Genomic DNA, 25,282 nt, shown 5'->3' with positions numbered 1-25,282 from the left:
TGACTTCTTCACCGGCTCACTCGGCGGCCCCACGGGTAGCGGATCCTTCGGACCCGGCCGGGCCGCCGATTCTTTTTAGTAGAGAGCAGCTTCAAGCAACACGCGGTTCAACGTCAAGCCCCAAGACAACAATCCACCCAAGGACGGAAGAAGGGACAGGCCGAATGACCTCAAACATTGAAATTCAAAACATATACGGGTTAACTCCGCTTCAGGAAGGCATGCTGTTTCATTCCCGGACGGAAAACGGGAGCGGCGCCTACGTGCAGCAGCTCCTGATCCGTGGGAGCGGGTACCTGAACTTGGACGCTGTCCGCAGCAGTTATCAGGACCTTGCTGCCCGCCATGATATTCTCCGGACCGTCTTCCGCACCTCGAACACGGACAAGCCGCTGCAGGTCGTACTGAAGGAACGCCATGTGAGGGTGGAAGAAGAGGATTGGAGCCGCATGCCGCCTTCCGAGAGGGAGAACAGGCTGAAGGACTATAGGGAAGAAGAGCGCAGACAAGGGTTCGATCTCTCCAAAGAAGTCCCCATGCGCCTTACGGTGATCTGGATGGAGGCGGATCGCTGGGCGCTCCATCTCAGCTTCCACCATATCCTCCTCGACGGCTGGTCGCTCGGTCTGCTGCTCAGAGAACTGTTCAACCGATACACGGCGTACCTCGGCGGAGATGCGTATGCGCCTGCTTCCACGCCTTTTGCCTTCGGGAGGTATCTGCAGTGGCTCTCCAGGCGGGACGGGAAGAAGGACGAATCCTACTGGCAGGCGTATCTCTCCGGTTACGAAGGTATCACAAGCCTGCCCCGTGCACGATCTTATGCGCCCGAGGCCGAAGCCTATGACACGTATGCGTTCTCCTTCGATGAAGAGCTCACCTCCGGGCTGAACGCCCTCGCCCAGGCACACGGTGTGACCCTAAGCACGGTGTTCCAAACGCTGTGGGGCGTGCTGCTGCACCGCTATGGATGTACGGAGGATGCGGTATTCGGATCCGTCGTATCGGGACGGCCGGCCGGACTTCCGGGGATCGAACAAGCCTTGGGCCTGTATATCCACACGCTTCCCGTCCGGGTGCGTGCGGGCAGTCAGAGCTTCGCCGAGCTCTTGCAGGAGGTCCAGCGGGATGCCCTCGCCTCCGCCGAACACGAATCGTACCCGCTCTATGCCATGCAGGCCGCCCGGAAGGAACGCAGCCCGCTCTTCGATCATGTGGTGGCCTTCGAGAATTATCCCCTAGACCGGGATACGCTCCTGGATGCATCGTCAGGCTGTACGGTCACGGACTTCGAATGGCACGAGCAGACCCACTATGACGCCCATGTGATCGTGCTTCCGGGCCGGGAACTGACCGTCCGCTGCTACTACCGGACAGCCGTCTTCGAGCGGGAGGTCTTCCGGCGGCTGGAGGGCCATCTGAGCCGTCTGGCGGCTTCGGCGGTCCGTCATCCGGAGCGTCCGGCAGGGGAGCTGGAGTATGTGACGGAAGCGGAAAAGAATGCTCTGCTCGCGTTGGCCCGGGGGGAAGAGGGGGACTATCCGCGGGAAGCGACGCTGACCTCGCTCTTCGAGTCGCAGGCTGAGCGGAACCCCGGGAAGACGGCCGTGGTATGCGGCGGAGAGCGGCTCAGCTACGCGGAGCTGAACCGGCGTGCCAACGCTCTGGCGCATACGCTGCGGGAGCATGGTATCGGCCCCGGCAAGCTGACGGCTCTGCTGCTGGAGCGCTCAGCCGATACCGTGGCGGCGATGCTCGCCGTATTGAAGGCTGGCGGCGCCTATGTTCCGGTCGATCCCTCGTATCCTGCAGAGCGGATTCGCTTCATGCTGGAGGACAGCCGGGCCGCCGTGCTGATGACCGATGGCTCTCTCCCTGGCGGATGGACAGCCGGGCAGAAGGAGGAATGGCTGCCGGACAGCATCGAGTCGGTGATCCACACGGGGAGCATCGGGCAGGCAGAAGACGGGGAGGCGGGGGAGCGGACGGCGAACCTGCCGGCGGTACACGAGCCCCATGATCTCGCCTATGTCATCTATACTTCGGGGACGACCGGCACGCCTAAGGGCGTGATGATCGAGCACCGGCATGTGGTCCGGCTGCTCGTGCATGATCACATGCCGTTCGACTTCGGTCCGGACGACGTGTGGAGTGTGTTTCATTCCTTCAGCTTCGACTTCGCGGTATGGGAAATGTATGGGGGGCTGCTCTACGGAGGCACCTGCGTGATCGTGCCGAAGGAAACGGCGCAGAGCCCTTCGGCCTTCCTGCAGCTCTGCAGGGAAGAAGGCTTGACTGTGCTGAATCAGACGCCGACCGCCTTCTACGCCCTCATCCAGGAAGCCTGCGGCCATGAAGGGAACCCGCCGGGGCTTGCGGTACGCATGGTGATCCTGGGCGGCGAAGCCCTTCAGCCGTCACGTCTAGCGCCTTGGGCGGCGGCCTACCCGGCCGTGCGTCTTGTCAACATGTACGGGATCACCGAGACCACCGTACACGTGACCTGGAAAAAGCTGGGACCGGCGGACCTCGCCTCCGGGACGAGTGTCATCGGCCGGCCGATCCCTACGCTGGCCTGCCATATTCTGGACGAGCGGCAGCAGCCGGTGCCTGTGGGCGTAGCGGGGGAGCTCTATGTCGGGGGTGCGGGCGTGGCCCGGGGCTATCTGAACCGGGATGAACTGACCCGGCAGCGGTTCCTGCCCGATCCAGATCTTCCTGGAGGGCGGCTGTACCGGACGGGAGACCTCGTCAGACGGCTGGAGAGCGGAGAGCTCGAATATCTCGGCCGGATCGACGGGCAGGTCAAAGTACGGGGCCACCGGATCGAAACCGGCGAAATCGAACACCGGCTGCTGCAGCATCCCCTGGTGCAGGAAGCATTCGTAGCGGCTCTGGAGCAGGAAGGTCAGACCGAGCTTGCCGCCTACCTGGTGGCGCACCCGGAAGCAGCCGAAGAGCTCAGGGCGAACCCGTCAGCCTTGCGCGCCCACGCGGCAGAAGCCTTGCCGGAATACATGCTTCCGTCGTATTGGATCGTGCTGGACCTCCTGCCGCTGACGGTTAACGGCAAGATCGACCGCCGGGCGCTTCCTCTTCCTGAGACTGGCAATCGCCATGCCGAATACGCCCCTCCCCGGAGCGAGAATGAGCGCCTGCTTGCCGGGCTGTGGCAGGAAGTGCTCGGCGTGGAGCGGGCCGGCATCCACGACGATTTCTTCGCGCTTGGCGGGCACTCGCTGAAGGCGGCGCGGCTCGCCTCGCAGATCTCCAGGCACATGGGTGTCCAGGTGCCGCTCACACGGATCTTCGCCGAGCCCACGCTGGCCGGGCTTGCGGCGGAAGTGGAGGCTTTGAAGGAAGCTGCGGGTAAGGGTCTGAAAGAAGGTTCAAATGAAGGTTCAAATGAAGGTCCGAATGAAGACTTGAATGAAGGTTCGAATGAAGACTTGAATGGAGCTTTGAATGGAGCGGCCATGGCTGGCGCCATTCCCCAGGCAGAAGAGAGAGCAGATTATCCGGTCTCCATGGCTCAGGAGAGGGTGCTGCTTGCAGGCCAGTTCGATCTCGCGGGAACCGGCTACAACATCCCAGCTGCGCTGCTCGTGGAAGGGCCTGCGGATGATCGGATCTGGAAGGAGGCATTCGACCGGATTATCGAGCGGCATGAATCGCTGCGGACGACCTTTCATCCGGAAGGAGACGGCTGGGTGCAGAGGGTACATCCGCCTTTTGAACTGGAGATCCCGGTATGGACCACCGAAGAGGGGGATCTGCCGACCCTGATCCGCCAGCGGATCCGGCCCTTCGATCCGTCCCGGCTGCCTCTGATCCGCGTGGAGCGGGTGGAGCTAGGACCGAACCGTTCGCTGCTCTTCCTCGATCTCCACCACGTGGTCGCGGACGGCACCTCGCTCGGCATTCTTATCCGGGAATTCACGGAGCTGTGCCAGGGCCGAAGCGTAGAGGCGCCAGCCGTGCAGTACAAAGATTACGCGGTATGGCACCAGTCCCGGTGGAGGAGCGGAGCGCTGAAGGAGCAGGAAGCGTATTGGCTGGACCGGCTGCAGGAGCTTCCGCCGGCATTGGAGCTCCCGGTCCTTGGCGCTGTGAAGGAGGATACCGTCATATCGGCGGGCGATGGGGATGGGCAAGAGGCCGGCTCCCTGCGCCCGGATGGAATGGAAGCATCAGCGCAAGCGGCCGAACCCGCCGCCGAGGCTGGCCTGCATCCGTTCCGGATCGGTAGGAAGATGACGGACCAGCTGAGGCAGCTCGCCAAAGAAACCGGCACGACGCTGTACTCTGTGCTCCTGTCGGTCTTCGGAGCAGTGTTTGGCAGAACGGCGGGGCAGGACGACTTCCTGATCGGGACGGCGGCGGCAGGCCGGCCTCACGCCGATCTCGAGCGCACGTTCGGCATGTTCGTGAATCTGCTGCCCCTGCGGGTGCGCCCGGAGGCCGGCCTCCCGTTCCGGGACTATCTCCGGCGCACGGGAGCAGAAGCGCTGTCCGCCTTCGAGCACCAGGAATACCCCCTCGAGCTCCTAGCCGGGAAGCTGAACATCGACCGGGCGCCGGGGCGGCATCCGTTCTTCGAGACGGCCTTCGTGATGCAGAACATGGAGCTGCCGGAAGTCCGGCTGCCGGGGCTTCACCTTCGTCCCTATGAGCTGGAGCACCGCGCGGCGAAGTTCGACTTCACCCTCCACGCCTGGGAGGACGCGGAGGGAATCCGGCTGCTGGCGGAATACCGCGTCTCCCGGCACGCTGCGGAGACGGTCCAGAAGCTGATAAGCCGGTTCTATGCACTCGCAGCCGGCGTGGCGGCGGCTCCCGACAGCCGGATCGGCGACCCGCGGCTGATGCCTGAGGCAGAGCGCCTGCAGCTCGCCGGCTGGAACCGTGTCAGCACGCGGCCGGTGGACTCGCGTACGATTCCGGCGCTGCTCCTGGAGCAGTCCCGGCTGGTGCCAGACCGTACGGCGGTCGAATGCGAAGGGGAGCGCCTGACCTATCGGGAGCTCCAGGAGCAAGCAGAACGTATCGCGCGGGGCCTGCGGCGGCGCGGCACAGGACGCGGCAGCGTCACGGCATTAATGACGGGCCCGTCGATCCGGCTGGCCCCGGCCCTGCTCGGCATCTGGCTCGCCGGCTCGGCTTATGTGCCAGTAGATCCCGAGACACCGCCGGAGCGGCTGTGCGGCATCCTGGAGGACAGCGGGGCAGCCGCGCTGCTGACTGCAGCGCAGACGGCCCCAAGCGCCATGAGCCTGCTTGCGGAAGGGGCATTCGGCGCAGCCGCCGTATATGATCTCGATGAGCTGCTCCGGGACGCGGAGGGGGGACATGGCAGTGACAGCCTTCACCCGGATGCTCTGCCGGAGCCCGTGGACCTGGCTTACCTCATCTACACCTCAGGCACCACGGGTGTGCCCAAGGGGGTACCCATCCGGCATGCAGCGGCTGCCGGAACCCTGCTGTGGCGCAGGGAGGAGTACGCGCTGACCGCGGAGCATGCCGTGCTCCCGCTGCTCGATTACACGTTCGATGCGTTTATCAGCTCCTTTTTCACCCCGCTGATCAGCGGCTCCCGTGCCGTGCTGCTGGGCAGGGAGGGCCGCCGGGATCCGCAGCGGATCCGGGAAGCCGTGGAGCTCTCGCGCATCACCCATCTCGTCTGCGTACCGAGTCTGTATCAGGCGCTGCTGGATGTATTCGGGGAGCAAGAAGCCAAGCTCATCCGCACGGTGACCTTGGGCGGAGCGCCGTTGACCCGCACCTTAGCCGCCAAGAGCGCCGCCTGGAGTCCCGCAGCCGAGCTCGTGAACGAATACGGCCCGACAGAGAACAGCATCGTCACCACCATCCTGCGGGATGCCGGGCATCCTGAGACGCAGGGCATCGGACGGCCTGCCGCCGGGAGCCGGGTCTACATCCTCGACGGCGCCGGAGCCCTGCTGCCGCCAGGCACGCCGGGCGAGCTGTGCATCGCGGGCCCGGGACTTGCCGAGGGCTATTGGAGACGGCCGCAGGAGACCGCCGCCGCATTCTTCCGGAGCGGCTTCGTGGCCGAGGAACGGTTGTACCGTACGGGCGACCGGGCCCGCTGGCTGCCGGACGGCACACTGGAGTACCTGGGCCGCCGGGACGAGCAGGTCAAGGTCCGGGGCTACCGGATCGAGCTCGCCGAGATCGAATCGGCTCTGCTCCGGCTGCCGGGCCTGCGGGAAGCCGCCGCTGCCGTGCTGGAGGAGGAGAACGCCTCCCGCCTGTGCGTGTACTTCACCGCCGGGGAGACCCGCAGCCCGGCGGAATTGAAGCAGGCGCTTGCCGCTCTGCTGCCGGATTATATGCTTCCTGCCTACTACGTGCAGCTGGAAGCCCTGCCGCTGACTGCGAACGGCAAACCGGACCGCAGGTCGCTGCCGAAGCCGCAGCGCAGCCATGCCCCTGCGGGCCGGTATGAGGCGCCGCGCACGGAGCAGGAGCAGGAGCTCGCCTCGCTGTTCGCCGAAGTGCTGGGGCAGGAGCCCATCGGGCTTCACGATTCCTTCTTTGAGCTCGGCGGCCATTCGCTCAAGGCGATGGGGCTGCTCACGCGGATCGAAGCCCGCTGGGGCCGCCGCCTGCCTCTGGCGGAAGTGTTCCGGCAGCCGACCGTATACGGGCTGGCCAGCTTGCTGCCGGGCACAGGAGGAGCACAGCCGGAGAGCGGGGCCACTGCCCTGCAGGCCATCGCTCCGGCCGCTCCCGGCACCTCCTACCCCGTCACTCCGGAGCAGCGCAGGCTGCTCGCCCTGCACGGGCTGGAAGGCGCATGGCTCGCCTACAATATGCCGACCTTCCTGCGCCTGAAGGGGCCGCTCGATAAGAGCCGGCTCGCCGGGGCATTCCAGGAGCTCATAAGGCGGCATGAGGCGCTTCGGACGTCATTCGGAACGCTGCAAGGGGAACCGGTCCAGTACATCGCCAGTGAGGTAAATCTGGAAATGGAACTGGAGCTGGAAGCCTTCGGTCCGGAAGAAAGTGAGGCTGCCGGGCTGGAGCGGATCAAAGAAGCCTTTGTGCGGCCGTTCGACCCGGGACAAGCCCCCCTCTTCCGTGTGGGACTTGCCAAATGCCGTGAGGATGAGCACCTGCTGCTCATCGATCTGCATCACCTGATCGCCGACGGCACATCGGTGAACCTGCTCCTCCAAGAGTGGCTGGAGCTGTACGAAGGCCGTCCGCTGCCGGGGCCCGTGCTGCAGTACAAGGACTATGCCGTATGGCGCGGCACCGCAGCCGCAGCAGAGATCCGGGAAGCGCAAAAAGCCTACTGGCACAACGCTTTGGCCGGCGGGCTGCCCGTATTGGAGCTGCCGTCTGACCGGCCCCGTCCCCGGGAGCAGTGCTTTGAAGGCGCCCAGCATCTGTTTGACCTGAGCCCTGAGCTGTCTTCCCGTATCCGCAAGCGGGCACAGGAGAGCGGAGCGACCTTGTACATGCTGCTGCTTGCAGCCTATGGCCTGCTGTTGGCAAAGCATGCCGGTCAAGAAGAGATCATCGTCGGCACGCCGGTATCCGGCCGGCCCCGCATGGAGCTTGACCAGGTAGTCGGCATGTTCGTCGGCACCCTGCCGCTGCGGCTGCATCCCGAGCCGCAGAAGCGCTTCGGCACCTACCTCGAAGAAGTGAAGGACACCGTGCTCGGGGCGCTGGCCCACCGGGATGTGCCGTTCGAGGAGATCGTGGAGATGCTCGGGGTGCCCCGCGACGTCAGCCGCAACCCGCTGTTCGATGCGATGTTCGTGCTCCACAATATGGAGCTGGCCCGGCTGCAGGGGGAAGCGCTGATCCTGCTGCCCGAAGAGGCGGGACAGCGTACGGCCAAGTTCGATCTTACGCTGGCCGCTTATGAGGAAGGCGGTGCGATCCGCTTCGTGCTGGAGTACAACACTGCGCTGTTCGGTTCGCAGACCGTGCAAGGGTGGGCAGAGCGCTTCGTCCGGCTGCTGGAATCGCTCACGGCTGCGGGAGCGGATTCGCACAGCCTGGGGGCGGCGGATCTGCTCAGCGGAGAAGAGAAGCGCCGCCTGCTGTACGGGGATCAAGGAGCTCCAGCCGGAACTCCGCGCTATCCTACGGTTCATGCGTGGTTTGAAGCCCGGGCGGCTGAGCAGCCGCACCGGACGGCGGTCGTCTGCGAGGGGACCCGGCTCACCTACGGGGAGTTGAACGCGGAGGCCAACCGCATCGCCCATGCCCTGCGCAGCCGCGGGGCCGGCCGCGAGACGCCTGTCGTTCTCCTCATGGAACGGTCAGCCTCGTTCGTTGCTTCCGTACTTGGCATCCTGAAAGCGGGGGCTGTGCTGGTTCCGGTGGCCCCCGCTTATCCGGAGGAGCGGATCGCGGGCATTCTGTCGGATAGCGGCGCTGATTTTATTGTGACGAGTTCCCGTGTCCGGCAGCTGAGCGACTCCGTCCAAGAACGGACTGAAGGCCGCTTCCTGGATTACGATACCCTCCTCGGCGAGAGCCTGTGCCGGAGCAATCCGGAGCCTGTCAACGAGGGAGCGGACCTGATCTACGTGATCTACACCTCGGGCACGACCGGTACGCCCAAGGGCGTCATGCTCGAGCACCGGAATCTGCTGAACCTCCTCCAGGATCAGATCGGCAGCGGAGGCGCCGATTGCACGGGGCGCGTCACGCAGTTCGCCTCCTGCGGATTCGATGTCTGCTACCAGGAGATCTTCACCACCTTGCTGTCCGGAGGCGAACTCCACGTGCTCGCGGAGGAAACCCGTCTCGATCCTCAGCTGCTTCTGGGCTATCTCGGGAAGGAGGAGATCGGCACCGTGTTCTGGCCGCCGTCTCTGCTGCGCACCTTGTTCGGCAGCCCCGTCTATGCCGCCCGGTTCCCGGCTGGCGTCCGCCATATCGTCACGGCAGGCGAGCAGCTCGTGATTCCGGAGGAGCTGCGAACGCATATGCGTGTGCATGGTGTCACCCTGCACAATCATTACGGGCCTTCGGAGACCCATGTGGTCACGACCCTTACGCTCCGGCCGGAGGACCCGCTGCCGGATCTTCCGGCCATCGGCAGGCCGATACTCGGAATCCGTCTGTATGTGATGGACGCCGGGCTGCAGCTGGTGCCGGAAGGCTCGCCGGGCGAGCTGTTCGTCGCAGGCGGCAGTGTCGGACGGGGATATTACCGCTCCCCGGACCGGACCTCCGAACGGTATATCACCAATCCGCACGTACCGGGGGAGCGGCTGTACCGCACCGGCGATGTGGTCCGCAAGCTGCCGGACGGCGTCTATGCGTATCTCGGCCGGACGGACCAGCAGCTCAAGATCCGGGGCCACCGGGTAGAACCCGCGGAGATCGAAACCGTGCTGCAGCGCCACCCGGATATCCTGGAAGCTGTGGTAACCGCCCCCCGAGGAACGGATGAAGCCCTGCAGCTGTGCGCTTACTTCGTTGCGGCCGGCGGCAGGAAGCTGTCCGCTCCCGAGATCCGGGCCTACGCGGCAGAATCGCTGCCCGCTTACATGGTCCCCGACTATTATGTGCCGCTGGAGCTCCTGCCGCTGACACCGAACGGCAAGCTGGACCGCCGCGCGCTGCCGGCGCCGGCCGCTTCCCTGCACGCCGGCCGGCAGTATGAGGCGCCGCAGACGGAGGCGCAGCGCATGCTGGCGGTCCTGTGGCAGGACGCGCTCAGCGTGGAGCGCATAGGCCTAGACGACAACTTCTTCGAGCTCGGCGGTCACTCGCTGAAGGCGATGGCCTTCGCCGCCCGGATGGAGCACGAGCAGGGGATCCGCCTGCCCCTCCGCGAGCTGTTCAGCCACCCCACGATCCGCGGGCTCGCCGGACGGCTGCAGGAGACGAGGGGTGAGGAGCTGCCGGCCATCCGGCGGCAGGATTCCCGCGGGAGCTATCCCGCCTCCTCCGGACAACGGCGGATGCTCATCCTCCATGAGCTCGAAGGGGCGCAGCTCAGCTACAATCTGCCCGCCGCTTTCCTTCTCCGGGGAAGCCTGGATGTGGAACGGTTCAAGGCCGCTCTGCAGCATTTGATGCACCGCCATGAGATCCTCCGCACTTCTTTCGAGACGAGCGGGAGAGGGTTCATCCAGCGTCCCGCCGCCGGCCTGGAGCTGCCCTGGATCTACCTGGAGATGGATGAGGCAGACGCTAAGGCATGGTCGGAGGGGTTCGTCCGGGCGTTCGATCCGGCACAAGCCCCCTTGTTCCGCGCCGCGCTGCTGCGCACCGGCCCGGACACGCACCGGCTGCTGATCGACATGCATCATCTGATTACGGACGGGTTGTCCGTCCAGCTGTTCACCCGGGAGCTGTCCCGGCTCTATGCCGGGCAGACGCTGGAGCAGCCGGAGCTGCAGTACGGCGATTATGCCTTATGGCAGGCATCGCTGAGCGAAGGACGGCTCTACGCCGCCCACCGGGAGTATTGGCTGCAGGCTCTGGGGGGCGAGCTGCCGGTGCTGGAGCTTCCGCTCGACCGGCCGCGTCCCCGCCACCGGGATTTTGCGGGAGGGTATGTGCCGCTGCGGATCGGCAGAGAGCTGACTTCGGCCTTGAAGGGACTCGCCCGGGAGAGCGGAAGCACCTTGTATATGGTACTGCTGGCCGCCTACGGAGCACTGCTCTCGGGGTATGCGGGCCAGGAGGAGCTGCTCGTGGGCACGCCGGTCAGCGGCCGGCCGCGGGCCGAGCTGGAGTCGATGCTGGGACTGTTCACGGGAACCGTCGCCATGCGGCTGCGCCCCGAGGCGGACCTGCCTTTCCTGGACTATCTTAGGGCAGTTAAAGAAACGGCAATAGACGCATTCGATCATGCGGACTATCCGTTCGAGGAGCTCGTGGAGGAACTCGGAGTCCGGCGGGACTTCAGCCGCAGCCCGGTCTTCGATACGTTGTTCGTCCTTCAGTCGCAAGGGACGCCCGGATGGAGCATGCCGGGGATCGAAGTGGAGGCTCAGGAGCTGGGCCACACGGCTTCCAAATTCGACCTCTCCCTCTATGCGGCTGAATCGGATGAGGGGATCGACTGCGTGTTCGAATACGCAGCCGCTCTGTTCCTTCCAGAGACGGTGGAGCGGTGGGCCGGACACTTCGAGAGACTCCTTCATTCCGTCGTCAGGCGTCCCGGCAAAAAAATTGGGAGGCTGGAGAGAATCAGCGAAGAGGAGAGGGGCCGGATACTGGAGCACGACAATGCGACCGATGCCCCGTTCCCAAGCGGGCAGACGCTGCACGGCTTGTTCGAGAGGCAGGCACAGGCTGCGCCGGATGCCCCTGCGTTGCAGTTCGGCGGCGCGACCCTGACCTACGGGGAGCTGAATCACCGTGCAGACCTGCTGGCTTCAGAGCTCCGGCGGCGCGGCGCGCAGCCCGATGACATCATCGCCATCCGGATGGACCGCTCTCTGGCACTCATGACAGGCATTCTAGCCATTCTCAAGGCGGGAGCGGCGTATCTGCCGATCCATCCGGAGTGGCCGGCCGAGCGCATGAAGTTCGTGCTCGAAGACAGCCAGGCGCGAATCGTACTCTGCGACGGGGAGGGCAAGGATGACGTCCTGCGGGCTGGACCCGAAGCCGCCGTGTTCGTGCTGGATCCGGGAGGCAAGGTGCTGGAGACCGTCGACCTGCCTGACGCCGGAGACGCTAAGAGACAGGAGCCCGGGACCGCCCGTGCCGCTGCCGCAGAGGCCGCGCCACAGGCCCAGCCGCTTCTCGGCCCGGAGGCCGGTGAGACGCCGCAGCCGCCGGGAAGCACGGCCGGGCCGGAACATCTGGCTTACGTCATGTATACGTCCGGCTCGACCGGCCAGCCCAAAGGGGTCATGATCGAGCACCGTTCGATCGTGAACCGGCTGCATTGGATGCAGAAGCAGTATCCGCTGCTCCCCGGCGATGCGATCCTGCACAAAACGCCCTTTACCTTCGACGTCTCCGTCTGGGAGTTGTTCTGGTGGGCGCTCGCAGGCGCCCGGGTCGTCCTGCTCGCACCTGGCGAGGAGAAGGATCCGGCCGCTGTAGCCGAAGCCGTGAGAGCGGAGGGCATTACCGTGATGCACTTCGTGCCTTCTATGCTGCAAGCGTTCCTGGCCCATGCCGGGACACCGGGCGCAGCCCTTGACTTGTCCGGACTGTGCCGCGTCTTCGCGAGCGGGGAGGCGCTGCAGCCATGGCAGGCTGAAAGCTTCCTGCGGCTGCTGACCCGGCCTTATGGCACGACGCTGCACAATCTGTACGGGCCGACGGAAGCATCGGTGGACGTATCCTACCATGACGTCACGGAGCAGGACGGCGCGGGCCCGGTGCCGATCGGCCGGCCCATCGACAATATGCGGCTGTATGTGCTCAGTGCTGCCGGGCTGCAGCAGCCGGTCGGCGTGCCCGGCGAGCTCTATATCGCGGGTGTGGGACTGGCCCGCGGGTATCTCGGACGGCCGGAGCTGACGGCCTCCGTCTTCCAGCCGGACCCGTTCCGGGCAGGCGGGCGGATGTACCGCTCCGGCGACCGGGCCCGGCGGCGCTCGGACGGCTCCATCGAATATCTCGGACGCAGCGACCATCAGGTGAAGGTGCGCGGCTACCGTATCGAGCCGGGCGAGATTGAGTCGCTTCTCGCGGAGCTGCCTTTTGTCACCGACGCCGTAGTTGCCGCCCATACGGATGCGGCAGGGGATACGGAACTGTGCGCTTACCTGGTGACGACTCCGGGAGCCTCCTGGACGCCCGGCGAAGTGCGGAGCAAGTTAGCCGAAGCGCTGCCGTCCTATATGATCCCTTCGCGCTATGCGTCACTCCACCGGCTCCCGCTCACGCCTAGCGGCAAAGTGGACCGGAGAGCGCTGCCCCGTCCGGAAGCGGGCCATGGGGTGGAGGAAGCGCCGGAGCTGCCGCTCGGAGAGCGTGAACAGGAGCTGGCATCCCGCTGGTCCGAAGTGCTCGGGCTGCCGGTGATCGGACGGGACCAGTCCTTCTTCGACCTCGGCGGCCATTCGCTCAAAGCCGTGAATCTGATCCAGACCGTTAGGCAGGACCTGGGCTGGGAGCTGTCCCTGCGGGATGTATTCGATCATCCCACGGTTCGCAGCATGGCGGCTGCGGCAGCCGGGCGGAGCAAGAGTGTGGACCGCGGACGGATCGCACAAGCCCCGGTGCAGGAGACCTACCCTGTATCCTCGGCGCAAAAGAGACTGTACGTGCTCCAGCAGCTTCAAGGGGCGGGGGTCAGCTACAACATGCCGGCCGTCTTCGTCCTGCAGGGGCGCCCGGACCCCGCGCGCATAGAAGAAGCGCTGACCCGCCTGATCGTGCGGCATGAGGCGCTGCGGAGCTCCTTTGAGCTGTCGGACGGCGAGGTGGTTCAGCGGATCCAGCCTCCGGCTCCGATGGGGATCGTCCGGTATACAGCAGAGAACGAGGCGGCGGGGAGGGACCGGGTCCGGGCTTTTATCCGTCCGTTTGATCTCGGCGGAGGCCCGCTCCTCCGCGCCGGGCTGATCGAGTTCACCGGTGCCGCCGAAGCTTGGCTGCTCCTGGATATGCACCATATCGTCTCCGACGGGGTCACACTCAGCGTGCTCACGGAAGAATTCGTGAAGCTGTATGCCGGGGAGCCCCTGCCGGAGCCCGGCCTGCAGTACAAAGATTACGCCGTGTGGCAGCGTTCCTTCCTCGGGAGCGGAGACTGCCGGGCCCAGGAGGCTTACTGGCTGAATCAGCTGGGCGGCGAGCTGCCCGTGCTGCAATTGCCCGGCGATGCCTCGCGGCCCCCGGTCCGGTCGTTCGCGGGAGGGCGCGTCTTCCTCGAGATCGGGGAAGAGACCGCCGCAGGCTTGTACCGTCTAACCACAGAGACGGGGACGACGCTGTATATGGTGCTTCTCGCCGTATATTCCGTCCTGCTGTCGAGGCTTGGGGGCACCGAAGAACTTACCGTGGGTACCCCGGCTGCAGGCCGTTCCCGTCCGGAGCTTCAGCGGATGGCGGGCGTCTTCGTCAACACCCTGGTGATGCGGGTACAGCTTCTGCCGCAGATGACGCTTCACACTTACCTCGCCTCCCTGAGGAAGACGGTGCTGGAGGCGTTCGAACACGGCGATTACCCCTTCGAAGAGCTGGTGGACCAGCTGCCTCAGCGGCGGGACCCGGGACGCAATCCGCTCTTCGACGCGATGCTCGTGCTGCAGAACATGCAGGCGCAGACGCTGAGCACCACGGATGTAACCCTGACGGAATACAACTATGATCCCGGGACCGCCAAAGTCGACTTGGCCCTGTATGTGTCCGAGGAGGAAGGCCGTCTCCGCTGCATGCTGGAATACGATGCGGACTTGTTCCTGCCTCAGACCGTGGAGCGGTGGGCGGGTTATCTCCTCCGGCTGGCAGAAGAAGCGGCCCGGAACCCGCACCTGGAGATCGGACAGCTGGAGTGGATTGGCGAGGCGGAGCGTCATACGCTGGTGCATGGGTTCAATGACACGGAGGCCGGCTTCCCGGCGGACGAGACCCTGGTCTCTCTCTTCGAAAAGCAGGTCCGCCGCTCGCCCGATGCTACAGCAGTCATCGCAGCAGACGGCAGCAGGCTGACTTACGGCGAGCTGAACGCGCGGGCCGGCAGGCTGGCCGTTACCCTGCGCCGGGAAGGACTCAAGCCTGGCACAGTGGCCGCCGTCCTGGCGCAGCGGTCTGTTGAGACGCTGGTCGGCTTGTATGCCATCCTGAAGGCCGGGGGGGCGTACCTGCCGATTGATCCGGGATACCCGGCGAAGCGGATCGCCTACCTGCTGGAGGACAGCGGAGCGCATCTTCTCCTGACGCACTCTTCCGCGGCAGCGGAAGGGGGAGCGGCGGAAGCTCTATCCGTTTATGGGGGCCGCATGCTGCTGCTGGACGAAGCGGACCGCGAACAAGGCCGTACCGACGAAGAGCGGATCGAAGCGGAGACGGCGCTGACAGATGGCGCATCCCCGGACGATCTGGCCTATATCATCTACACCTCCGGCTCCACCGGCATGCCGAAGGGCGTCATGATCGAGCACCGGTCGGCGGTCAACCGGATTCATTGGATGCAGAAGGCTTTTCCGCTCAGCGGGGACGATGTGATCCTGCACAAAACGCCGTTCACCTTCGACGTCTCCGTCTGGGAGCTGTTCTGGTGGCCGCTGGCCGGTGCGGCGCTCTGCCTCCTGGCTCCGGGGGGCGAGAAGGATCCTGCCGTGCTCGTCGATGCGATCGAAAGAGGGCGGGTCAGCGCCGTGCATTTTGTGCCGTCGATGCTCCAGGCGTTCCTCGAGCATGCGGAAGGCCGGGCGTGCGCAGACCAGCTGGCCGGTCTCCGGCATGTGTTCGCGAGCGGGGAAGCTCTGCCGCTGCCGCAGGCACGCCAGTTCCACCGGCTGCTCCATGAGCCGAACGGCACCCGGCTGATCAACCTGTACGGACCGACAGAGGCGGCCGTGGACGTCACGTACTTCGACTGCTCCGCGCAAGGGGATCTGCAGTGCGTGCCGATCGGACGGCCGATCGATAATATCCGGCTGTACGTTATGGGCCCGGGCGGGGAGCTGCAGCCCACCGGTGTGCCCGGCGAGCTCTGCATTGCCGGCGTCGGCGTAGGGCGCGGGTATTGGAACCGGCCCGAGCTGACGGCCGAGAAATTCACATCGAACCCATTCGAGCCCGGCGGCCGGATGTACCGTACCGGGGACCGCGCCCGCTGGCTGCCTGACGGCAACCTCGAATACCTCGGCCGGATCGACCACCAGGTCAAGATCCGCGGCTACCGGGTGGAGCCCGGCGAGATCGAAGCGGCGCTGCTGCGGACCGGCCTCGCCCGCGAAGCTGCGGTGACCGCCGCTGCCTCGGCGCAGGGCCACAGTGAGCTGGTCGCCTACCTCGTAGCAGAGGGAGAGCCCAGCGCAGCGGCCCTGCGGGAGGAGCTCGCCCGGATGCTGCCCGCGTATATGATCCCATCCCGCTTCACGATGGTGGCGGCGATGCCGCTTACCCCGAGCGGCAAACTGGACCGCAGGGCGCTGCCTCAGCCGGAGGCCGTCTTCCTCGCGGAGACGGAGTATATCCCGCCCCGCGAGCCGCTGGAGGTCCTGCTAGCGGAGCTGTGGCAGGACCTGCTCGGCTGCGGCCGGGTGGGACTGCACGACAATTTCTTCGCGCTCGGCGGCGATTCGATCAAGGCCCTTCAGATCGTCTCCCGTCTGCATACGCTGGAGTGGGAGCTGTCGGTCCGCGACCTGCTGGAATACCCGACCGTCGCGGAGCTTGCGCCTTGGGTACGGGCATCCCGGATGACGTCGGAACAGGGCGCCGTTCAAGGGGAAGCTGGGCTGAGCGCGGTGCAGTCCTGGTTCTTCCGTACGCAGCGAGGGGAGACCCGGCACTTCAACCAGGTCGTTATGCTGTACCGCCGGGAAGGCTGGGATCCTGGACGCCTGCAGGAGGCGGCAGCACGGCTGGTCGAACACCACGACGCATTGCGGACGGTTTTCCCGGTGAAGGACGGCAGACGTGTCCAGGTCTTCCGGGAGACAGGGGAGCCGGAAACCTTGTGGAACCTGACCGTCTGCGATGTTAGAGAGCTCTCCGATCCCTCCGGCCGCATCCTTGAAGAAGCCGAAGCGCTGCAGCGGGGGATGAACCTGGAGGAAGGCCCGCTCTTGCGGTTCGGTCTCTTCCAGACCACAGAAGGGGACCACCTGCTGATCGCCATTCATCACCTGGTGGTGGACGGCGTATCCTGGCGCATCCTGCTCGAGGATCTCGCCAGCTTATACGTCCAGGCAGAGGCAGGGACGCCGGTCGTTCTGCCGCCCAAAACCGACTCTTATCTCGCTTATACGCTTGCCCTGCGGGAATACGCGGAGAGCGGACGGCTGCAGAAGGAGGAGGCTTACTGGACCGCCTTGTCCGGCACTCCCGTGGACCCGCTGCCCAAGAACGGTGAGATCGTGCCTGAGCGGCTGCGCCAAGATACGCGCCATACGGAATCGTATCTGGGAAGAACTGAGACGGAGCTGCTGCTAAGAGGGGTCCACCATGCTTACGGGACGGATGCCGAAGATCTCCTTCTCACCGCGCTCGGACTGGCACTGAGAGAGTGGACCGGAGGGGAGCGTTATCGGGTCACGCTGGAAGGCCATGGCCGCGATGCGCTGCCCGCCGGGCTGAACGTCAGCCGTACGGTGGGCTGGTTCACGACATTGTATCCGGCTCTGCTCGATCTGAGTGAAGCGGCCAAGGAAGCAGCCTCTTCAGCTGTCCATCGGCCGGCCAAGCCAGTCCCTGCTGCCGTATCCGTTCCGGCCGGAGCCGAAGATCAACCGGGTGGATCCCATCTATCGAAGGCCATCCGCAGCATCAAGGACGGACTGAGGCGCATACCGGACAAGGGGCTGGGCTGCGGGCTTCTCACGGAACTGAAACAGCCGGCTCTGCCGCCTATCCCGGCCGAGATCCTGTTCAATTATCTTGGTCAAACGGACAGCGAGCTGCAAGGAGAACTGTTCGGCCTCTCCCCCTACGGGACAGGAGAGATGATGTCTCCGGAAGGGGAGAGACTTGCGGCGATCGAGATCACCGCCATGATTCTGGACGGCGAGCTGCGGGTCCGGCTCGGGCATGACCCCCGCGAATATGCGCCGGACACGATGGACCGGCTGATGGCCGGCATGATCCGCGCCCTGCGCGAACTGATCGACCACTGCGCGGCCTGCGGGACCGGGGAGAAGACGCTCAGCGATTACAGCGACGGGGAGCTGACGGAAGAGGCGTTCGCGAGTATTGAAGAGCTGCTGGAGCTGTTGTAGACCGCCGGAGTCGCCCTGACCCGCTGAGCTGCCGGACGCGGAAGCTCCCGTGTACAGGTAAGCGGGGCGGGCCAAGCGGCGGCAGGCAGCCGCCCAGCGCCGATTTCACATAGATCTGTCTCACGAAAGGAACGAACATGGCCAAAAAACCGGAAATCCAAGACATCTATCCCTTGTCCCCGATGCAAAAGGGGATGCTGTTCGCCTCCTTGGTGGACGAGGGGGCATCCGCTTATCTGGAGCAGGCCGTATTCACCATCCGAGGCCCGCTGGACCCCCTGCGCTTCCAGCGCTGCTGGGACAGGGTCGTTCAGCGCCATGATGTGCTCCGCACGCTGTTCCTCCATCAAGGCATTGCAGGGATCACGGAGCCGAGGCAGGTGGTGCTGAAGGAACGCGCTTGCAGCGTACGATTCGAAGACCTGTCCTATCTCTCCGCCGTAGAAGTGCAGGAAGCGCTGCAGCGCTTCAAGGCGGAGGATCAGGCCCGGGGCTTCCGGCTGGACAAGGACCCGTTGATGCGGGCCGTCGTGCTGCGCACCGGACCGGAGGAGAGTGTCTGCATCTGGAGCCACCACCACATCATCATGGACGGCTGGTGCCTCGGCACGGTGATCGGCGACTTTTTCCTCGCCTACCATGGCGAAGACGGGGAGACGGCCCTGCCGTCCGCCCCTCCGCCATACAGCAGCTACATCCGCTGGCTGCAGACGCAGCAGGCCGGGGAGGCCGGCTCCTATTGGAAGACTTACCTGGAAGGCAGCAGCCAGCCTTCCTATCCGCTGGGACGCCGGTCAGGCTCCTCCGCCGGGACCCGGCCTCGAACACATACGTTCCGGCTGGATGAAGCGCTGACCGCCCGCTTGACCGGCCTTGCACAGAGCCTGCAGGTCACGTTGAACAGCGTGGTCATGTCGCTGTGGGGGATCCTGCTGCAGCGGTATAACGGAACGGAGGATGCGGTGTTCGGTACGGTCGTATCCGGCCGGCCGGCGGAGATCCGGGGCGTGGAACGGATGGTGGGTCTCTTCATCAATACGATTCCGCTGCGTATACGGACAGAGGGCCGAAGCTTCGCGGAGCTGGCGCAGGAGGTGCAGAAGGCCGCCTTGGCTTCGGAGCCCTACCAGCACCATCCGCTCTATGAGATCCAGAAGGAGAGCGAAGCGGGCCAGGAGCTCATCACCCATGTGATCGGCTTTGAGAATTACCCGGTGCAGGAAGAACTCGGGGCTCTGATGAAAGCTTCCGAGCTGCGGGTCGAGGAGTTTCGGATCGAGGAGCGGACGCATTATGACTTCGATGCGGCGGTCAGCACCGGCAGGGAACTCGGATTCCGGCTGAACTATAATGCGCTCCGGTACGGGGAGGAGCATATGCGGTGGATCGAAGGGCATCTGCGCAAGGCGGCGCAAGCGGCTGCGGCCGACCCGTCAATCCTTGCGGATACAATCGATATCGTAACGGACGCGGAAAAAGAAGAGCAGCTGGACCGATATCCCGCAGGAGAGTGCGCATCGGAACATCGGACGGTACATGGATGGTTCGCCGAGCAGGCGGCCCGCACGCCGGACCGGCCGGCCGTCATCTTCGGCGGCGATGCGCTTTCCTACCGCGAGCTGGAAGCGGAGTCGGCCCGGCTGGCCGGTTCCCTCCGGAATAAAGCGATTCGTCCGGGGAAGCTTGTCGGGGTCCTGCTGGAGCCCTCGGTTCACCGGGTGACGGTCGTGCTCGCGGTCCTGAAGAGCGGGGGGGCCTTCGTGCCGATTGACCCCAGCCTTCCTTATGAGCGCATCCGCGCGCTTGCGGAGCATGCCCAGCTCTCCGTGATCGTGTCGTCCGAGACGCACACCGGGGTGCTGCGGAAGCTGCTGGAAGAATGCGGGGAGCTGCAAGCTTGTCTCTGCCTCGATTCGCAGGAGATCCTCGAATCAGGGAAGGAGCGCGGGGGGGCAGACACCTCGGAGGCGCACCCGGCACCTCTGCCGCACCGCGGAGCATTCGCCGCCGGTTCGCCGGATCGGCGGGAGGAGGGCGGCGGCTCCGTGCCGGATGCTGCCGAACAAGACCGCCTTGATGCCGGCCCGCGGGATCTGGCCTACGTGATCTACACCTCGGGCACGACCGGACAGCCCAAGGGCGTCATGGTCGAGCACCGCAGCCTCGTGAAGCTGGCGCAGTGGCACATCCGGCACTTCCGCCTGACGCCGGAAGACCGCTGCCTGCACTATGCGGGGTTCGGGTTCGACGCAGCCGTATGGGAGCTCTTCCCGCCGCTGCTCGCCGGAGCTTCGCTGTACCCGGTGCCGGGTCCGCTGCGGATGGATCTCGCGGGGCTCAGCCGGTTCATGGAAGACCATGCGGTGACCCAAGCCTTCCTTCCGACCGCGCTCGCTGAAGCCTTCATGGAGGAGCCCGCACCCCGGCACCTCCGGCTGCTCCTGACGGGAGGGGACCGGCTCCAGCGGGTGGGGCATATACCCTATGAGCTCCACAACAACTACGGCCCAACCGAGAATACGGTCGTTGCCGCGAGCGGCCGGGTCGAACCCGCGGACGGTCCGGTACCCATCGGCAGACCGATCGATCATGTGCGGCTGTATGTCCTGGACGCCAAAGGCCGACTGCTCCCGGCCGGGGCGCCGGGGGAGCTGTGCATCGCGGGCGGAGGGCTCGCCCGCGGCTACTGGCGCGATCCGGAGCAGACCGCGCTCCGCTTCGTCCCGGACCCGTTCGTCCCCGGAGAGCGGATGTACCGCTCCGGCGACCGGGTGCGATGGCTTCCGGACGGCACGCTGGAGTTCCTCGGCCGAACGGATGCCCAGCTCAAGATCCGCGGCTACCGGATCGAGCCCGGGGAGATCGAAGCCTGCCTGCTCCGGATGCCTTCCGTGAGAGAAGCCTCCGTGGTGGTCAAGGAGGAAGGGCAGGGCACCCGGGAGCTGTGGGCCTACTACACCGGTGCCGGGGAGGAACCCGGCCTAGATGAGCTGAAGCGGCATATGGCAGCGGCCCTGCCCGGCTATATGGTGCCATCCCGCTTCGTCCGACTGCCCCGGCTGCCGCTCACGCCGAACGGCAAGGTCGACCGGCGGGCGCTCTCCCTGCGGCCGGACGCCATACCGCCCGGCGCCACCCATACCGCTCCGCGCACTGCGATGGAGGCCCGCCTGGCCGCGCTGTGGCAGGAAGTGCTGGGAGGCCCGGCGGCCGGCATCCACGACAGCTTCTTCGAGAGGGGAGGCGACTCGATCAAGGCCATTCAGCTGGCGGCGAGGCTGCACAAAGAGAACCTTCGGCTGGAGGTCCGGGATCTGTTCCGCTATCCGGTGCTGGCTGATCTGGCCGAAGTCGTTGTGCCGCTGGACGCTTCCACTCTTCAGACCGCTCAGGCCCCTCGCGCACCCCAGACCGCTCAGATCCCTCAGACTGCGCCGCAGAGCGAAACCAAGCCTGCACCGGCGGAGCCGGTCTTGCCGCAGGAAGAGCTCGATGCGTGGCACAACGGGCTGCGCAAGGAGCATCCGGGAGCAGGGATCGCCAAGCTCTATCCCTTGACCCCGCTGCAGGAGGGAATGCTGTTCCATGCCCAGTACGATCCGCAGAACGAAGCATACTTTGAACAGCTGCGGCTGACGCTCCACGGGCCGCTGGATCTGGACGGTTTCCGGCTCAGCGCCGCACGGCTCGTTCAGCGGCACGATATCCTGCGCACGGTGTTCCGCATCGCCCGCGCAGGACGCCCGCTGCAGGCGGTGCTGGAAGGCTGGCACGCACCGGTGCATTATGAGGATCTGCGGGGGCTGTCCCAAGAGGAGCAGGAACGCCGAGCGGATGCCTACTGCCGCGGTGACCGGCAGGCCGGCTTCGATCTGGCGGGCACGCCCGCGCTGCGCTTCGCCGTGCTGCATACCGGCGAAGCGGCCTGGGATGTGGTCGGGAGCTACCACCACATCCTGCTCGACGGCTGGTGCCTCGGCATCCTCATGCGCGAGTTCATGCAGCTATATGCGCAGCCGGAGCGGGAGCTGCCTTCTTCGGTCCCGTACAGCCATTTTATCGATTGGCTGGAGCGCCGGGACCGGGAAGAAGCGGCCCGATACTGGAACAGCCTGCTCGCAGGCTGCGAGGGAGCGACGCCCGTGCCCTCATTCAGAGAAGGGAAAGCGAAGGAAGCCGGCGGCCTCTACCGGCACCAGCTCCATGAATTCCGTCCAGACCCTGAGCTGGCGGAGCGGCTGAGGGCGCTTGCGGCCTCCTGCCAGACCACGCTCAACCACGTCATTCAGGCCGCATGGGCCCTGCTGCTCGCCAAGTACAACCATGCGACGGATATCGTCTTCGGAACCGTGGTATCGGGACGTCCCGCCGACCTGCCGGGCGTGGAAGCGATGGTCGGCCTGTTCATCAATACGATCCCGGTGCGGGTCCGCTTCGAAGGCACCAATAACCTGCCCCAGCTCCTGCAACAGATGACAAGGACCGCCCTGGACTCTGCCGTCTATGACTGGTTCCCGCTCGCCGGGATGAACGGAGGCGCCGGCGCTTCGCTGGTCTCGCACCTCTGCGTGTTCGAGAACTACCCGCTTTCCTCCCCTCTGTCAGGCACGGAGAGCGGGCCGGACGGCGGAGTCGCAGCAACTCGGGCCGAGCTCTTCGAGCACACGAACTATGATTTTAATCTCATCGTGCTGCCCCACGAAGAGCTGAGCTTCAAGCTCTCTTACAATGCCGCGGCCTATGAGGCGGAGGATATGGAGCGGATCGAAGGGCACCTGCTCCGCCTCCTGGAACACATGGCGGAGGAGCCGGAAGCCGATCTGGACCGGCTCGGCATTCTGCAGCCCGCCGAGTTCAGGGAGACGGTTGCAGCGTTCAACCGGACGGCGGCTCCCTATCCGGAGCATTCGACGCTCATCAGCCTGTTCGAAGATCAGGCGCAGCGGGCTCCGGAGCGTCCGGCTCTCCTCCATGGAGACACCCTCATTACCTACGGTCTCCTGAATGCCCATGCGGAAGCGGTGGCAGCGGGACTGGCGGAAGCGGTGGTGCAGCCCGGAGACTGCGTAGCCCTGATCGCAGGCCGGGGCATGCCGGCGGTCTCCGGCATGCTCGGCATCCTGAAGGCCGGGGCCGCTTACGTGCCGGTCGACCCGGAATACCCGCCGCAGCGGCAGGCCCGCCTCGCCGCTCATGCGCAGGTCAGCGCCATTCTGACGGACAGGCCGCTCTCCTTCGAACCGGACCCCGGCGTGGCGGTCATCCGCCTGGACGGGGCGCCGGCTGTCCTCCAGGGGGGCCGTACCGAAGCCTTGAAGCCAAGTCGGCAGGCCTCCCCCGATGATCTGGCTTATATCATCTACACCTCGGGAACGACAGGGGAACCGAAGGGCGTACGGATCCGGCACCGTTCGGCCGTCAATCTGATTCACTGGGTCAACGATACGTATGGGATAGGTTCCGACGACCGTCTGCTCTGGGTGACTTCCCTGTGCTTCGATCTGTCGGTGTATGATCTGTTCGGTATGTTCGCCGCCGGGGGACTGGTGGTTATCGCGGAGAAAGAGGAGGTGCAGGATCCCCGCACGCTGTGGAGGCTTCTCATTACGCAGGGGATCACCTTCTGGGATTCCGTTCCGACCACGATGAACTATCTCGTCCAGGCCCTCGAAGAAGCCGGCGAGGCCGGGCAGCACCCGCTGCTGCGTCTGGTCTTCCTCAGCGGGGACTGGATTCCTGTGAACCTGCGGCGCCGTCTGCTCGCTTACTTCCCCCATGCGAGGACAATCGGTCTAGGCGGGGCAACCGAGGCGGCCGTCTGGTCGAACTATCACGAGATCGGCGAAGCGGACGAAGCCCTGCGAAGCATTCCGTACGGCAGACCGCTCGCCAACAACCGGTTCTACGTGCTGGATCCGTTCGGCCTCCCCGTCCCGCACGGCGTGCCGGGTGAGCTGTATATCGGCGGCATCGGCGTGGCCGACGGGTATATGAATGACGGGGACAAGACCGCCGCCGCCTTCCTGCCGGATCCGTTCCTTGCGGCGGCCGGCGGCATCGGCACCCGGATGTACCGCACGGGGGACCTCGGCCGCCTGCTTCCGGACGGCCGCATGGAGTTCCTCGGCCGCAAGGACGGGCAAGCCAAGGTGCGCGGATACCGGATCGAGCCCGGCGAGATCGAGCAGGCGCTGCTTCAGCTGGAGGAGGTCCGCGAAGCGGTGGTCACCACCCGCAGGACCGAAGCCGGACACGTGCAGCTCTGCGCCTACTTTACCGCGGGGCGGGAGCTCTCCGCTTCCGAAGCGCAGCTCCATCTGGCCCGGACGCTGCCGGCCTATATGGTACCGGAGCTGCTCATGCAGCTGGAGTCGCTGCCGCTCTCGGCCAACGGCAAGATCGACCGCCGGGCGCTGCCCGCACCGCAGGTTGCGACGGCAGACATCGTCGAGCCGCGGACGGAGAGCGAGTTCCACCTCGCCGCGATCTGGAGCGAGCTGCTGGGCGTAGAGCATGTCGGCGTGCACTCCGATTTCTTCCTCATCGGCGGCCACTCGCTGCTCGCTGCCGTCCTGTCGGCCAGAATATCCGAGCGCCTCGGCATAGAGGTGCCGCTGCACCTGATCTTTCGTCACCGGACCGTTGAGGCCTTGGCCGCAAAGCTGGATACCGTGCATGAGCTTCAAGGTGGGGGAGAAGAGTCCGTTACGAAGCTGAGCGAAGGAGGGGAGGGGCTGAATGTCTTCTGCTTCCCGCCCGTCGCCGGCTACGGCTTCGAGTACCGCGCCCTGGCCTCCATGCTGCCCGCGTATACGTGGTATGCCTTTGACTTCCTCCCCGGTTCGGAAGAAGAAGACCGGCCGGCCGAAGCGTACGCCTCCCGGATCCGCCGGCTGCAGCCCGAAGGTCCCTATATCCTGCTGGGCTATTCTGCCGGCGGCTGTCTGGCCTATGAGACCGCCGCGCTGCTGGAAGCCGAAGGGTCGGAGGTCGCCGGCCTGCTGATGCTCGATGCGGAGCGGAAGACCGGCGCGGACCCGGTTCCGGACGAAGAGCTGCTCCGCGACACAGAGGCGCAGTTGGCTGCCGCAGAGAACCGCTATGGCGATCTGCTCTCGGTGCCGTCCGTGCGCCGGGAGGCGGCAGCCCGCATGTACGCTTACCGCCGCTACCTTCAGCGGACGGTCAATGGCGCGGCACTCCGCGCGCCGGTACATCTGGTGCTCGCCGAAGGATCGGACGCCCGGCTCTCGTGGAACGGAGCGGAGACCGGCGGGCTGACCACATATCAGGGACACGGCAGCCATATGGCGATGCTGGAAGAACCCGCGATCAGACACAACGCCGGGCTGCTCGGGGAGATTCTGCAGTCTGCCGGGCAGACCGTCTTGACCTGAGGCCGTAAGCGGGAACGCTCTGAT

Annotated in this window: 2 protein-coding genes; both read left to right on the top strand. The window is 65.5% G+C overall.

Annotated elements, in window-relative coordinates; all coding sequences use genetic code 11:
- The first annotated feature begins 164 nt into the window (after positions 1-164).
- Positions 165-17,861 (top strand): non-ribosomal peptide synthase/polyketide synthase, encoded by a 17,697-nt coding sequence (locus tag O9H32_RS08265; protein ID WP_269865483.1) that lies wholly within the window; start codon positions 165-167, stop codon positions 17,859-17,861.
- Positions 17,862-17,998: 137 nt separating this feature from the next.
- Positions 17,999-25,258, top strand: coding sequence for a non-ribosomal peptide synthetase (locus O9H32_RS08260; RefSeq protein WP_269865482.1), 7,260 nt, complete (start codon positions 17,999-18,001; stop codon positions 25,256-25,258).
- The last annotated feature ends 24 nt before the right edge of the window (positions 25,259-25,282 follow it).

The organism is Paenibacillus caseinilyticus (assembly GCF_027533645.1).
Lineage (GTDB): Bacteria > Bacillota > Bacilli > Paenibacillales > NBRC-103111 > Paenibacillus_G > Paenibacillus_G caseinilyticus.
Note: the sequence above shows the minus strand (reverse complement) of the source record. Positions and strands in the feature narration are given on the sequence as shown.